Raw genomic sequence first — 13,544 nt, forward strand, 5'->3', positions numbered from 1 at the left:
GGGTGCCGGTCGTCACACTCCCCCATTTCGTCCGGCTTTCAACTTCTTAGGTAGAATCCATATATGGAGACCGAGACGGCCACCCGCTGGCTGAGCGACACGGAGCAGTGCGCCTGGCGCACCCACCTGGACGTCAGCAGACTGCTGATGCACCAACTGGAGAAGGACCTCCAGCCGTTCGGCCTGACCATGAACGACTACGAGATCCTGGTCAACCTCTCCGAATCGGACGACCAGCGCATGCGGATGAGCGACCTCGCCGCCGCCACTCTCCAGTCCAAGAGCCGGCTCTCGCACCAGATCACCCGTATGGAGACCGCCGGGCTGGTCCGCCGCACCCACTGCGAGTCGGACCGGCGCGGACTGTTCGCCGTCCTCACCGAGCACGGCGCGGAGACCATGCGCAAGGTCGCCCCGCACCACGTCGCATCGGTGCGGCAGCACTTCATGGACCTGCTGTCCCCCGAGGCGCTCGCCGACCTGCACGCGGCGCTGACCCCGATCGCGGAACACCTGCGCGGCAAGCGCGGCAAGCTGTAGGTCCCGGGGCCGTCAGGCGGAGCGGGGCAGCCAGAGCCGGAAGGCCGCACCGCCCTCGGCCGCCCGGTCCACCGTCAGCGTCCCGCCATGGCGCGAGGCGACGTCCCGGGCGATGGCCAGGCCCAGACCCGCGCCGCCGTCGTCCCGGCTGCGGGCGTCGTCGAGCCGGACGAACCGTTCGAAGATCCGCTCCCGCTCGTCCTCGGGAACGCCCGCCCCGTCGTCCCTGACCTCCACCCGCACGCCGCGCCCGTCGGCCGCCACCGACACCGCGACGCTCCCCTCGGCGTGCCGCTGGGCGTTGTCCAGCAGATTGCCGATCACCCGGGACAGCTGCCCGCGCGACCCGTTCACCTCGAACGCACCGCCCTGCGGCACCTCGACGCTCACCGCGATCCGGTCCCCGGTCCGCTGCGACACCTCCTCCCGCACCAGCGCGCCCAGCTCCACCGTCGCGCTGCCGGGCTTCTCCCCCGCGTCCAGCCGGGCCAGCAGCAGCAGATCCGCCGCCAGCACCTGGAGCCGTACGGTGTCGGCGACCGCGCCCGGGAGGTCCAGCAGCTCCGGATGGGCCTCGGCCACCTCCAGCTGGGTGCGCAGCGAGGCGATCGGGGAGCGCAGCTCGTGCGAGGCGTCCGCGACGAACCGCCGCTGGCGCTCCACGGACGCCTCCAGGACCGTGAGCGTCTCGTTCGTCGTCCGGGCCAGCGCCGCGATCTCGTCCCGCGAACCGGGCTCCGGCACCCGGCGGGCCAGGTCCTCGGAGGCGGTGATCGCCGCCATCTCACGGCGGATGCCCTCGACCGGCCGCAGGGCCCGGCGGGTCACCAGCCATGTCACCCCGGCGACGACCACCAGGAGCAGCGGCAGCCCGGTGAGCATCGCCCCGCGCACCGTGTTCACCGCCTCCTGCTCGGCGGCGAGCGGTGCGCCCGCGTACACGGTCAGCGTGACCCCGTCGGGGGTGGTCGCCTCGACGGCGGCGAAACGGTAGTCCGCGGTGGTGCCGTCGACGGTGGCGGTGCCGTCGGAGAAGTCCGGGTCGTCGGAGGAGACCTCGCCCCGGCCGGGGCGGCTGCCGTCATCGTCGTCGTCGGCATCGTCGTCGTCCCCGTCGCCGGGCGACGGGGAGGCCCCCGCCGAGGCCGAGGGCGCCGGGGTGACACCGCTCGTGCCGGTGCCGGTGATGGCCCGCAGGTCCTTGGAGACGACGACGGCCCGGCCCTCCTCGTCGGTCACCTGGACCGGGTGGTCCTCCTCGTCGTCCAGTTCCAGTTCGTCGTACGGGGTGCCCGTGGCCAGCTGCCCGGCCACCTCACGGGCCGCCACCTCGGCCTGGAGGTCCGCCTGGTCGATCAGGTTGGCCCGCAGGACCAGGAGCACGGCGAGGCCGGCCGCCACCAGGGCGACGGCGACGACCAGGGTGGCCCCGATGGCGGCCCTGGCCCGTACGGACCTCACTTCGCCTCCAGCCGGTAGCCCGCGCCGCGCACGGTACGGATGGCGGTCGCGCCGAGCTTGCGGCGCAGGGTGGAGATGTAGACCTCGACGATGTTCGGATCGCCGTCGTAGGCGAAGTCCCAGACGTGCTCGAGGATCTCCGCCTTGCTGACCACCTGGCCCGCGCGCAGGGCGAGTTGCTCCAGCACCGCGAACTCCTTGGCGGTGAGCGCGATCTCGTCCTCGCCGCGGATCACCCGGCGGGCGGCGGTGTCGATGCGCAGGGACCCGACGGTCAGGACGGGTGCGGCGGTGCCGGCTCCCCGGCGGCGCAGCAGGGCGCGGACCCGGGCGACGAGGACGACGTAGCTGAAGGGCTTGGTCAGATAGTCGTCGGCGCCGGTGTCCAGGCCCTCGGCCTCGTCGTACTCGCCGTCCTTGGCGGTCAGCATGAGGATCGGCACCTCGTGTCCGGCGGCGCGCAGGTTCGAGCAGACGCGGTAGCCGTTCATGCCGGGCAGCATGATGTCGAGGATCACCAGGTCGTAGGCGCCCTCACTCGCCCGGTGCAGCCCTTCGAGACCGTCGTGCACGACATCCACGGCGAAACCCTCGGCGGTCAGTCCCCTGGCCAGGGACACCGCGAGGCGCTTCTCGTCCTCCACGATCAACAGGCGCATGCGCACAGCCTCGCAAACTCCACCTGAAGGCGCCTTCAGGTGGCTTCAGGTTGCGTTCAGCAACGTCCCGGCAGTGTGGGTCACGTCGAACAGCAGCAGCTCTCGGGAGGAACCCTCATGAAGCGCAACGTCACCATCGCAGCGATCACCGCGGCCGTGCTCATCGGCGGCACCACCGCCGCCACCGTCGCCTTCGCGGACGACGGTGACCGCCGGGGCGGCACGTCCACGCAGCAGCCGGCCGGCACGGACCGCGACAACCGCGACGACGACCGGTCCTACGCCGACGCGGAGGCCCCCCGGACGGACGGCGGCGCGAAGAGCACCCGGATCACCCTCGACCAGGCCGTCGCCGCCGCCCTGAAGAGCGTCCCGGGCACGGTCACCGAGGCCGAGCTGGACGATGACGACGACAACGACCGCGCGGTCTGGGAGCTGGACGTCCGGGGCACCGACAAGAAGTGGCACGACGTGACGGTGGACGCCGGCAACGGCAAGGTCCTGAAGACCCGCGACGACGACAACGACGACCGCGACCGCCACGCGCCCCGCTCCTCCGCCGTCACCCTGAACCAGGCGGCGGACGCGGCCCTGAGGACCGCGCCGGGCAGCATCACGTCGATCGACCTGGACGACGACGATGACGACGACCGCCGGGGCAACGTCCTGCGCTGGGACATCGACATCACGGGCAAGGACGGCAAGCAGCACGAGCTGCGCGTGGACGCGAAGACCGGCAAGGTCACCGTGGACCACGACGACGACGGTGACGACGACCGGGACGACCGCGCGGACGACCGTGACGACGACCGCGACGACCGCGGCGACGACCGGGACGACCGGGACGGCGACGACAGCTGACGGAAGCCCGGGCGGACGCCCGTGGAGCAGGAGAAGGCCCTCGCAGCGGCACACACCGCTCCGAGGGCCTTCGCCGTGTCGCTCAGGAGCCCTCCGTCAGCCCCGCCACCAGCTCGTCGGCCGCCGCGTACGGGTCCAGGGTCCCCGCCACGATGCGCTCGGCCAGGGCGTGCAGACGGCGGTCGCCGCGCAGGTCGGCGATCCGCTCGCGGAGCGCGGTGACGGCGATCGTCTCGACCTCGTGCGCGGCACGGGCGGTGCGGCGTTCGGCCAGGACGCCGTGCTCCTCCATCCAGGCCCGGTGCTTCTCCAGGGCCTCGACGACCTCGTCCGTGCCCTGGCCCCGGGCGGCGACCGTCTTCACGATCGGGGGGCGCCAGTCGCCGGGGCCCCGGGACTCCCCCAGGCCCAGCATGTGGTTCAGCTCGCGGGCGGTGGCGTCCGCGCCGTCCCGGTCCGCCTTGTTGACCACGTACACATCGCCGATCTCCAGGATCCCGGCCTTGGCCGCCTGGATGCCGTCGCCCATGCCCGGGGCGAGCAGCACGACGGAGGTGTCCGCCTGGGAGGCGATCTCCACCTCGGACTGGCCGACGCCGACCGTCTCGACGAGGACCACGTCGCAGCCCGCCGCGTCCAGCACCCGGATGGCCTGCGGCGCGGACCAGGCGAGGCCGCCCAGGTGGCCCCGGGTCGCCATCGAGCGGATGTAGACGCCCGGGTCGGAGACGTGGTCCGCCATCCGGATCCGGTCGCCCAGCAGCGCCCCGCCGGAGAACGGCGAGGACGGGTCGACGGCGAGGACGCCGACCCGCTTGCCCGCCCGGCGGTAGGCGGTGACCAGGGCCGAGGTGGAGGTGGACTTGCCGACGCCCGGCGAGCCCGTGAGCCCGACGACGTAGGCGTGGCCCGCCAGCGGCGCCAGCGCGGCCATCACCTCCCGCAGCTGCGGGGACGCCCCCTCCACCAGCGAGATCAGCCGGGCCACCGCACGCGGCCTGCCTGCTCGCGCCTGCTCGACCAGTGTGGGGACGTCCACGTCCACGTTCACCGCTCCGTATCTCTCGCTCTGCCCCGGTACCCGTACGGGTCCGGAATCCGTACGGGTACTACTTGCCCGGGACGCGGATGATCAGCGCGTCGCCCTGACCGCCGCCGCCGCACAGCGCCGCGGCGCCGGTGCCGCCGCCGCGCCGCTTCAGCTCCAGGGCCAGGTGCAGGACGATCCGGGCGCCGGACATCCCGATGGGGTGGCCGAGCGCGATGGCGCCGCCGTTGACGTTGACCTTGTCCGAGGTGACGCCCAGGTCCTTCATGGACTGGACGGCGACGGCCGCGAACGCCTCGTTGATCTCGATCAGGTCGAGGTCCTCGACGCCGAGGCCGTCCTTCTTCAGGGCGTGCCGGATGGCGTTGGAGGGCTGCGACTGGAGGGAGTTGTCGGGGCCCGCGACGTTTCCGTGGGCCCCGATCTCGGCGATCCAGTCGAGGCCCAGCTCCTCCGCCTTCGCCTTGCTCATCACCACGACCGCGGCGGCGCCGTCGGAGATCTGCGAGGCAGTGCCGGCGGTGATCGTGCCGTCCTTGGCGAAGGCCGGGCGCAGCTTGGCGAGGGTCTCCGCGGTCGTCTCGGCGCGGATGCCCTCGTCCTTGGCGAAGAGGACCGGGTCGCCCTTGCGCTGCGGGATCTCGACCGGGGTGATCTCGGCCTCGAAGAGACCGTTCTTCTGGGCGGCGGCGGCCCGCTGGTGGGACTGCGCGCCGATCGCGTCCTGGGCGGCGCGGTCGAGACCGAGGCGGCCGTTGTGCTTCTCGGTCGACTCTCCCATCGGGATGTTCTCGTACGCGTCGGTGAGGCCGTCGTGCGCCATCGAGTCCAGCATCTCGATCGCGCCGTACTTGTGGCCCTCGCGGGACTTGGGGAGCAGGTGCGGGGCGTTGGTCATGGACTCCTGGCCGCCGGCGACCACCACGTCGAACTCCCCGGCGCGGATGAGCTGGTCGGCCAGCGCGATGGCGTCGAGCCCGGACAGGCACACCTTGTTGACGGTGAGCGCGGGGACGTTCATCGGGATGCCGGCCTTGACCGCGGCCTGCCGGGCGGGCATCTGGCCCGCACCGGCCGTGAGCACCTGGCCCATGATCACGTACTGGACCTGGTCACCGCCGATGCCGGCCCGGTCCAGGGCGGCCTTGATGGCGAAGCCTCCGAGGTCGGCGCCGGAGAAGCTCTTGAGGGAGCCGAGGAGACGGCCCATGGGCGTCCGGGCGCCCGCGACGATCACTGAGGTGGTGGTACCGGTCGTTGCTGGCATGGGCACGGCCCCTTGGGATCGGATGTGAACGAGGGTTTACCTGAATGTACTGAGAGGTACCGCGCCCGTCATCCGGCAACCGGTGTGACGGCGCGCACGTTGCGTAACCATGGCGGTAGCGCTGCACTGGATCCATGCTGACGCGAATCGACCACATCGGGATCGCCTGTTTCGACCTGGACAGGACCGTCGAGTTCTACCGTGCCACGTACGGGTTCGAGGTGTATCACTCCGAGATCAACGAGGAGCAGGGCGTCCGGGAGGCGATGCTCAGGATCAACGGGACCTCGGACGGCGGGGCCTCCTACCTCCAGCTGCTGGAGCCCACCCGGGAGGACTCGGCCGTCGGCAAGTGGCTGGCGAAGAACGGGGAGGGTGTGCACCACATCGCCTTCGGTACGGAGGACGTGGACGGGGACGCCGCGGACATCCGCGAGAAGGGCGTCCGGGTGCTGTACGACGAGCCCAGGACGGGGTCGATGGGGTCCCGGATCACGTTCCTGCACCCCAAGGACTGCCACGGCGTCCTGACCGAACTGGTCACGAGCCGGGCGGAGCACTGACCACCGCATACCCGGCCCGGTAGAGTGGGCGGTTCCGGGCCGGGGCCGGGTCGGGGCCGTACCGCGTCCTCGTCGTTCGTCTGTCACCATTCCCCGGGGGACTCCCGCCGGCGAGCAGTTCGTGCGGAGTCGCGACCAGGGTTGGGGTCTCCCCCGCTCGAACAATGTTGAGAGCTCGGGGAAGGATGGGACCGCGCAGTGCGGGGCTACGAACGCCAGGAGAGCCACCGGGCTGAAGACGACCATCTCTCGCGGTTCGAAGCCGAGATGGACCGGCTGAAGACCGACCGGGAGAAGGCCGTCCAGCACGCCGAGGACCTCGGTTACCAGGTCGAGGTCTTGCGTGCCAAGCTGCACGAGGCCCGGCGCAATCTCGCGACCCGCCCCGCCTACGACAGCGCGGACATCGGCTACCAGACCGAGCAGATGCTGCGGAACGCCCAGGCCCAGGCCGAGCAGATGCGCAGCGACGCCGAACGCGAACTGCGCGAGGCACGGGCCCAGACGCAGCGGATCCTGCAGGAGCACGCCGAGCACCAGGCGCGCCTGCAGGCCGAGTTGCACACCGAGGCCGTCCAGCGCAGACAGCGGCTCGACCAGGAGCTGGCGGAACGCCGCCAGACCGTCGAGTCGCACGTCAACGAGAACGTCGCCTGGGCCGAACAGCTGCGCGCCCGCACCGAGTCGCAGGCCCGCCGGCTGCTGGAGGAGTCCCGCGCCGAGGCCGAACAGGCGCTGGCCGCCGCCCGCGACGAGGCGGCCCGGCTTGCCGAGGAGACCCGTCGGCGCGCCGGCTCGGAGACCGAGTCCGCCAGGGCCGAGGCCGAAGCGATCCTGCTGCGCGCCCGCAAGGACGCCGAGCGCCTCCTCGGGGCCGCCTCCGCCCAGGCTCAGGAGGCCACCAGCCACGCGGAGCAGCTGCGCTCCAGCACGACCGCGGAGACCGACCAGACCCGCCAGCAGACCGCCGAGTTGAACCGGTCCGCCGAGCAGCGCCTCTCGGAGGCCGAGACCCGGTTGCGCGAGTCCCGCCTGGAGGCGGAGAAGCTCCTCTCCGAGGCGAAGGACGCCGCCGCCAAGCAGCTGGCCACCGCCGAGTCGCAGAACGAACAGCGCACCCGTACGGCCAAGTCGGAGATCGCCCGGCTGGTCGGCGAGGCCACCAAGAGCACCGAGGCGCTGAAGGAAGAGGCCGAGCAGGCCCTCGTCGACGCGCGCGCCGAGGCGGAGCGGCTGGTCGCCGAGGCGGGCGAGAAGGCCCGTACGGTCGCCGCCGAGGACGCCGCCGCCCAGCTGGCGAAGGCGGCCCGCAGCGCCGAGGAGGTGCTCACCAAGGCCTCCGAGGACGCGAAGTCGACGACGAAGGCCGCGAGCGAGGAGGCCGAGCGGATCCGCCGCGAGGCGGAGGCCGAGGCGGACCGGCTGCGCGGCGAGGCGGCCGAGCAGGCCGACGAGCTCAAGGGCGCGGCCAAGGACGACACCAAGGAGTACCGGGCCAAGACGGTCGAGCTCCAGGAGGAGGCCCGCCGGCTGCGCGGCGAGGCCGAGACGCTGCGCTCCGAGGCGGTCGCCGAGGGCGAGCGGATCCGGGGCGAGGCCCGCCGCGAGGCGGTCCAGCAGCTGGAGGAGGGCGCGCGCACCGCCGAGGAGCTGCTGACCGAGGCCCGCTCCGACGCGGACGAGCTGCGCACCAAGGCCAACGGCGAGAGCGAGCGCATCCGCACCGAGGCCGCCGAGCGGTCCGCGACCCTGCGCAAGCAGGCCGAGGAGACGCTGGAGCGCACCCGTACCGAGGCCGACAAGCTGCGGGCCGAGGCCGAGGAGCAGGCGGCGGCCGTCACGGAGGCGGCCGAGCGGGCCGCGGCCGAGCTGCGCGAGGAGACCGAGCGCGGTGTCGCCGCCCGGCAGGCCGAGGCCGCCGAGGAGCTGACCCGGCTGCACACCGAGGCCGAGTCCCGGCTCGCCGCCGCCGAGGAGGCGCTCGGCGAGGCCCGGACCGAGGCCGAGCGGATCCGCCGCGAGACGAACGAGGAGTCGGAGCGGCAGCGCGTCGAGGCCGCCGAGCGCGTACGGGTGCTGACCGAGCAGGCCGGGACGGAGGCCGAACGGCTGCGCGACGAGGCCGCCGCCGACGCCGCCCAGTCCCGTGCGGAGGGCGAGAGCGTCGCCGTACGGCTGCGCGGTGAGGCCGCCGCCGAGGCGGAGCGGCTCAAGTCCGAGGCGCAGGAGAGCGCCGACCGGGTGCGCGCGGAGGCCGCGGCCGCCGCCGAGCGGGTCGCCGCCGAGGCCGCCGAGGCGCTGAACGCCGCCCAGGAGGAGGCCACGCGCCGCCGCCGGGAGGCCGAGGAGATCCTCGGCGCCGCCCGGACCGAGGCGGAGCAGGAGCGCGAGCGGGCCCGCGAGCAGAGCGAGGAGCTGCTCGCCTCCGCCCGCAAGCGGGTCGAGGACGCGGAGGCCGAGGCGCGCCGGCTCGTCGAGGAGGCGGACGCCCGGGCGACCGAGCTGGTCTCGGCGGCCGAGCAGACGGCCCAGCAGGTACGGGACTCCGTCGCCGGTCTGCAGGAGCAGGCCGAGGAGGAGATCGCCGGGCTGCGCTCGACGGCGGAGCATGTCGCGGAGCGCACCCGGGGCGAGGCGCAGGAGGAGGCGGACCGGGTCCGCGCCGACGCGCACGCGGAGCGGGAGCGGGCCTCCGAGGACGCGATCCGCCTGCGCCGCGAGGCGAACGAGGAGGCGGCCCGTCTCCGGCGGGAGGCCGAGGAGGAGACCGCCGCCGCGAAGGCGCTGGCCGAGCGGACCGTCTCCGACGCGATCGGCGAGTCGGAACGGCTGCGCGCGGACACCTCCGAGTACAGCCAGCGGATGCGCACCGAGGCGTCCGACGCGCTGGCGTCGGCGGAGCAGGACGCGTCGAAGGCCCGTGCCGAGGCCCGGCAGGACGCCAACCGGATCCGTTCGGAGGCGGCGGCCCAGTCGGACCGGCTGATGGCCGAGGCGGCCAACGAGAGCGAACGCATCCGCAACGAGGCGGCCCAGGCCTCCGAGCAGCTCGTCGTCGAGGCCACCACGGAGGCCAACCGCCGCCGGTCCGAGTCCACCGAGCAGGCGGACCGGATGCTGGCCGAGGCGACCGGCGAGTCCGAGCGGATGCGCGCGGAGGCGGCCGAGCGGCTCGGCTCCGCGCAGGAGCACGCCGTCCGCACCCGCGAGGAGGCCACACGGCTGCGCGCGGAGGCGGAGTCGGCGGCCGAGGAGATGCGCTCGGAGGCCCGCCAGGAGGCGGACCGGCTGCTGGACGAGGCCCGCGAGGCGGCGGCCAAGCGCCGGGCGGACGCGGCCGAGCAGGCGGACCAGCTCATCAACAAGGCGCGGGAAGAGGCGCTGCGTACGGCCACCGAGGCCGAGGGGCAGTCCGACACGATGGTCGGCGCGGCCCGCAAGGAGGCCGTGCGCATCACCTCGGAGGCGACCGTCGAGGGCAACACCCTGGTCGAGCGCGCCCGTGCCGACGCCGATGAACTGCTGGTCGGCGCCCGGCGCGACGCGACGGCGATCCGGGAGCGGGCCGAGGAGCTGCGGGCCCGGCTGGAGAGCGAGATCGAGGAGCTGCACGAGCGGGCCCGCCGGGAGACGTCCGAGCAGATGAAGACCGCCGGCGAGCGTGTCGACAACCTGATGAAGGCGGCGACCGAGCAGCGCGACGAGGCCGAGGCGAAGGCCAAGGAACTGATGGCGGAGGCCAATTCGGAGGCGAGCAAGGTCCGTATCGCCGCGGTGAAACGGGCCGAGTCGCTGCTGAAGGAGGCCGAGACCAAGAAGGCCGGGCTGATCCGCGAGGCGGAGAAGCTGCGCGCCGACGCCGAGGCCGAGGCCAAGCAGACGGTCGACGAGGGCAAGCGCGAGCTGGACGTCCTGGTGCGCAGGCGCGAGGACATCAATGCGGAGATCTCCCGTGTCCAGGACGTGCTCGAAGCGTTGGAGTCTTTCGAGGCTCCGACCGGGGGCGGGAAACCGGCCGGCGGTTCCGCGGCCGGCGCCAAGGCCCCGGCGGCGGCGGGCACTCGATCGGGGGGCAAGTCGTCCGAGCGGTAGCCGATCCGCGGTGCGCCGTGCTTCGTCATGGACATTCAAGCCTTCGAGTGGCAAGCACTCCGGGGGTCAGCCACTCAAAAGGGGTGTCATTCTCCAGATCAAACCGGCATCTTCACGCTGACACGCCGCCATGGCCCCTAGGATTCCCCCTATCACCTCACCGGTCTCATTCGACAGGAACCTCATGAGTGACCCTTCCTCCCCCTTCGGCTTCGAGCTCGTGCGACGAGGCTACGACCGCGGTCAGGTGGACGACCGCATCACCAAGCTCGTCGCCGACCGTGACAGTGCCCTGGCCCGAATCACCTCTCTGGAAAAGCGCATCGAGGAGCTGCACCTCGAGACGCAGAACGCCCAGGCCCAGGTAAACGACGCCGAGCCGTCGTACGCCGGTCTCGGCGCCCGTGTCGAGAAGATTCTCCGCCTCGCCGAGGAGGAGGCCAAGGACCTGCGCGAGGAGGCCCGTCGCGCGGCCGAGCAGCACCGGGAGCTCGCCGAGTCGGCGGCCCAGCAGGTGCGCAACGACGCCGAGTCGTTCGCCTCCGAGCGCAAGGCGAAGGCCGAGGACGAGGGCGTCCGGATCGTCGAGAAGGCCCAGGGCGAGGCGAACACGCTGCGCACCGACGCCCAGAAGGACGCCCAGCAGAAGCGCGAGGAGGCCGACGCCCTCTTCGAGGAGACCCGCGCCAAGGCCGCCCAGGCCGCGGCCGACTTCGAGACCAACCTCGCCAAGCGCCGCGAGCAGTCGGAGCGCGACCTCGCGTCCCGTCAGGCCAAGGCCGAGAAGCGTCTCGCCGAGATCGAGCACCGCGCCGAGCAGCTCCGCCTGGAGGCCGAGAAGCTCCGCACGGACGCCGAGCGCCGGGCCCGCCAGACGGTGGAGACCGCCCAGCGCCAGGCCGAGGACATCGTCGCCGACGCCAACGCCAAGGCCGACCGGATCCGCAGCGAGTCGGAGCGCGAGCTGGCGGCGCTCACCAACCGCCGCGACTCGATCAACGCGCAGCTGACCAACGTCCGCGAGATGCTGGCGACGCTGACCGGCGCCGCCGTGGCCGCCGCCGGCTCCCCGGTGGAGGACGAGCCCGCCACCCGCGGTGTCCCGGCCCAGCAGACCCGCTGACCTCCGGCGCGTGTAATACCCCCGTGTGCGCCCGGTTCCGCCTTTGTGGTGGCGCCGGGCGCTCGGGCGTTCTAGCGTGAACGCATGATCGAGCTCGAGGGACTCACCAAACGGTTCGGCAGCAAGATCGCCGTCGATCATTTGTCGTGTCAGGTCAGGCCGGGCATCGTGACGGGCTTCCTCGGCCCGAACGGGGCGGGCAAGTCCACCACCATGCGGATGATGCTCGATCTCGACAACCCGACCAGCGGTACGGTGCGCATCGACGGCAAGCACTACCGCGAACTCCAGGAACCGCTGAAGTACATCGGGGCGCTCCTGGACGCCAAGGCGATGCACGGCGGCCGCAGCGCGTACAACAACCTGCTGTGCCTGGCGCAGAGCAACCGCATCCCGAGCAGCCGGGTCGACGAGGTCCTCGACATGGTCGGTCTGAGCGCGGTGGCGAAGAAGAAGTCCAAGGGGTTCTCCCTCGGCATGGGCCAGCGGCTCGGCATCGCGTCCGCGCTGCTGGGCGATCCCGAGATCCTGATGTTCGACGAGCCGGTCAACGGACTGGACCCCGAGGGCATCCACTGGATCCGCAATCTGATGAAGGCGCTCGCCTCGGAGGGCCGGACGATCTTCGTCTCGTCCCACCTGATGAGCGAAATGGCGCTGACCGCCGACCATTTGATCGTGATCGGCCAGGGCAAGCTGCTCGCCGACACCTCGATGGCGGACTTCATCCAGGAGAACTCCCGCAGTTACGCGCGGCTGCGCTCCCCGCAGCAGGAGCGGCTGCGCGACGTGCTGCACCAGGAGGGCTTCACCGTGGTCGAGACGGCGGGCGGCGTCCTGGAGATCGACGGCGCCACCACCGAGGAGCTGGGTGAACTGGCCGCCCGGCACCAACTGGTGCTGCACGAGCTGAGTTCCCAGCGGGCCTCCCTGGAGGAGGCGTTCATGCAGATGACCGCCGGTTCGGTGGAGTACCACGCCCATTCGGAACGGGACCCGGCGGCCGAACCACCCGTGGTGGGAGCGGGCTGGGGCGAGAGCTGGAACAAGCCCGAGGGCACCGACCGCACCGACGGCAAGGGGGCGTGACGACCATGGCATCGGTACCCGCGGTTCTCACCTCGGAATGGACCAAGATCCGGTCGGTCTCCTCGACCACCTGGACCCTCATCTCCGCGTTCGCCGTCACGGTCGTGATGGGCGCGGCGCTCGCCGCCCTGCTGAACGCGCAGTTCGACGACCTCTCCGAGGCCGAGCAGGCGACGTTCGACCCGACCTTCGTCAGCTTCTCCGGGACCATTCTCGGCCAGCTCGCGATGGTCGTGTTCGGGGTGCTCGTCGTCGGCACGGAGTACAGCTCCGGCATGATCCGCACCTCGCTGGCGGCGGTGCCCCAGCGTGCGACGTTCCTCCTCAGCAAGATCACGGTGGCCGGTGCGCTGGCCCTCTTCGTGGGGCTGCTCACCAGCTTCGTCTCGTTCTTCCTCGGCCAGGCCATGCTCGGCGACCGGGGCACCGACCTCGGTGCGGAGAACGTGCTGCGCGCGGTGGTCGGCGGCGGGCTCTACATGGGGCTGATCGCGATCTTCTCCATGGGGGTGGCGGCGATGCTCCGCAGCTCCATGCTGTCGCTCGGCATCCTGATGCCGTTCTTCTTCCTGGTCTCGCAGATCCTCGCGGCGGTGCCGGGCGCCAAGAGCGTCGCCCGGTACTTCCCCGACCAGGCCGGTTCGAAGATCATGCAGGTGGTCCCGGACGCGATGAACAGCGATCCGGCCCCGTACGGCCCCTGGGCGGGGCTCGGGATCATGGTGCTCTGGGTGCTGGCGGCGGTGCTCGGCGGCTTCCTGGTCCTGAAGAACCGGGACGCGTAGAGGCGCCCCGGCACGGGTCCCGACCCGTGTCCTGATCCGTGTGACGGCGCGGTAGC

11 protein-coding genes are annotated in these 13,544 nt (G+C 72.3%); 7 read left to right on the forward strand and 4 right to left on the reverse strand.

From position 1 onward, the window contains the following. The first annotated feature begins 63 nt into the window (after positions 1-63). Positions 64-540, forward strand: coding sequence for a MarR family winged helix-turn-helix transcriptional regulator (locus IE272_RS05755; RefSeq protein ID WP_003966219.1), 477 nt, complete (start codon positions 64-66; stop codon positions 538-540). Positions 541-552: 12 nt separating this feature from the next. Here IE272_RS05755 and IE272_RS05760 read toward each other — a convergent pair whose 3' ends face one another. Both IE272_RS05760 and IE272_RS05765 read right to left on the reverse strand, forming a co-directional pair. After that, positions 553-2,001, reverse strand: a complete 1,449-nt coding sequence (locus IE272_RS05760) for a sensor histidine kinase (protein ID WP_073957648.1) — start codon at positions 1,999-2,001, stop codon at positions 553-555. After that, positions 1,998-2,660 carry a response regulator transcription factor gene (locus IE272_RS05765; RefSeq protein ID WP_050360375.1) on the reverse strand — a complete coding sequence of 221 codons (663 nt, stop codon included), beginning with the start codon at positions 2,658-2,660 and terminating at the stop codon, positions 1,998-2,000. The genes IE272_RS05760 and IE272_RS05765 overlap by 4 nt, the downstream gene beginning before the upstream one ends. Positions 2,661-2,777: 117 nt before the next feature. Between IE272_RS05765 and IE272_RS05770 the strand changes: the two genes are divergently transcribed. Next, the gene (locus tag IE272_RS05770) at positions 2,778-3,521 is read left to right on the forward strand and encodes a PepSY domain-containing protein (protein WP_190006399.1); all 744 of its coding nucleotides are present in this window, start codon (positions 2,778-2,780) and stop codon (positions 3,519-3,521) included. Positions 3,522-3,603: 82 nt separating this feature from the next. Here IE272_RS05770 and meaB read toward each other — a convergent pair whose 3' ends face one another. Together meaB and IE272_RS05780 are read right to left on the reverse strand one after the other, a co-directional pair. After that, on the reverse strand, positions 3,604-4,572 hold the full coding sequence (meaB, locus tag IE272_RS05775; protein ID WP_007452421.1) for a methylmalonyl Co-A mutase-associated GTPase MeaB: 969 nt from the start codon (positions 4,570-4,572) through the stop codon (positions 3,604-3,606). A gap of 58 nt (positions 4,573-4,630) precedes the next feature. After that, entirely contained in the window at positions 4,631-5,806 is a 1,176-nt protein-coding gene (locus tag IE272_RS05780) for an acetyl-CoA C-acetyltransferase (protein WP_056700537.1), read from the reverse strand. Between the two features lie 164 nt (positions 5,807-5,970). On the opposite strand from IE272_RS05780, the gene mce reads away from it, so the two are divergent. From mce to IE272_RS05805, 5 genes are all read left to right on the forward strand, one after another. Next, entirely contained in the window at positions 5,971-6,399 is a 429-nt protein-coding gene (gene mce / locus IE272_RS05785) for a methylmalonyl-CoA epimerase (protein WP_018958964.1), read from the forward strand. A gap of 198 nt (positions 6,400-6,597) precedes the next feature. Next, on the forward strand, positions 6,598-10,491 hold the full coding sequence (gene scy / locus IE272_RS05790; RefSeq protein ID WP_190006400.1) for a polarized growth protein Scy: 3,894 nt from the start codon (positions 6,598-6,600) through the stop codon (positions 10,489-10,491). A gap of 184 nt (positions 10,492-10,675) precedes the next feature. After that, complete coding sequence (locus IE272_RS05795; protein WP_056700540.1) at positions 10,676-11,614, forward strand: coiled-coil domain-containing protein; 939 nt, start codon at positions 10,676-10,678, stop codon at positions 11,612-11,614. A gap of 84 nt (positions 11,615-11,698) precedes the next feature. Further along, entirely contained in the window at positions 11,699-12,703 is a 1,005-nt protein-coding gene (locus IE272_RS05800; RefSeq protein ID WP_190006401.1) for an ABC transporter ATP-binding protein, read from the forward strand. A gap of 5 nt (positions 12,704-12,708) precedes the next feature. Next, on the forward strand, positions 12,709-13,488 hold the full coding sequence (locus tag IE272_RS05805) for an ABC transporter permease (protein WP_050360700.1): 780 nt from the start codon (positions 12,709-12,711) through the stop codon (positions 13,486-13,488). Positions 13,489-13,544 lie beyond the last annotated feature (56 nt).

Origin of the sequence: Streptomyces anulatus, assembly GCF_014650675.1 — a bacterium.
GTDB lineage: Bacteria > Actinomycetota > Actinomycetes > Streptomycetales > Streptomycetaceae > Streptomyces > Streptomyces anulatus.

Excerpts from the sequence above, each read along its gene's own strand:
- IE272_RS05755 (WP_003966219.1), top strand. The coding sequence starts at position 64 with ATGGAGACCGAGACGGCCACCCGCTGGCTGAGCGACACGGAGCAGTGC.
- IE272_RS05765 (WP_050360375.1), bottom strand. The coding sequence starts at position 2,660 with ATGCGCCTGTTGATCGTGGAGGACGAGAAGCGCCTCGCGGTGTCCCTG.
- IE272_RS05770 (WP_190006399.1), top strand. The coding sequence starts at position 2,778 with ATGAAGCGCAACGTCACCATCGCAGCGATCACCGCGGCCGTGCTCATC.
- mce (WP_018958964.1), top strand. The coding sequence starts at position 5,971 with ATGCTGACGCGAATCGACCACATCGGGATCGCCTGTTTCGACCTGGAC.
- IE272_RS05795 (WP_056700540.1), top strand. The coding sequence starts at position 10,676 with ATGAGTGACCCTTCCTCCCCCTTCGGCTTCGAGCTCGTGCGACGAGGC.
- IE272_RS05800 (WP_190006401.1), top strand. The coding sequence starts at position 11,699 with ATGATCGAGCTCGAGGGACTCACCAAACGGTTCGGCAGCAAGATCGCC.
- IE272_RS05805 (WP_050360700.1), top strand. The coding sequence starts at position 12,709 with ATGGCATCGGTACCCGCGGTTCTCACCTCGGAATGGACCAAGATCCGG.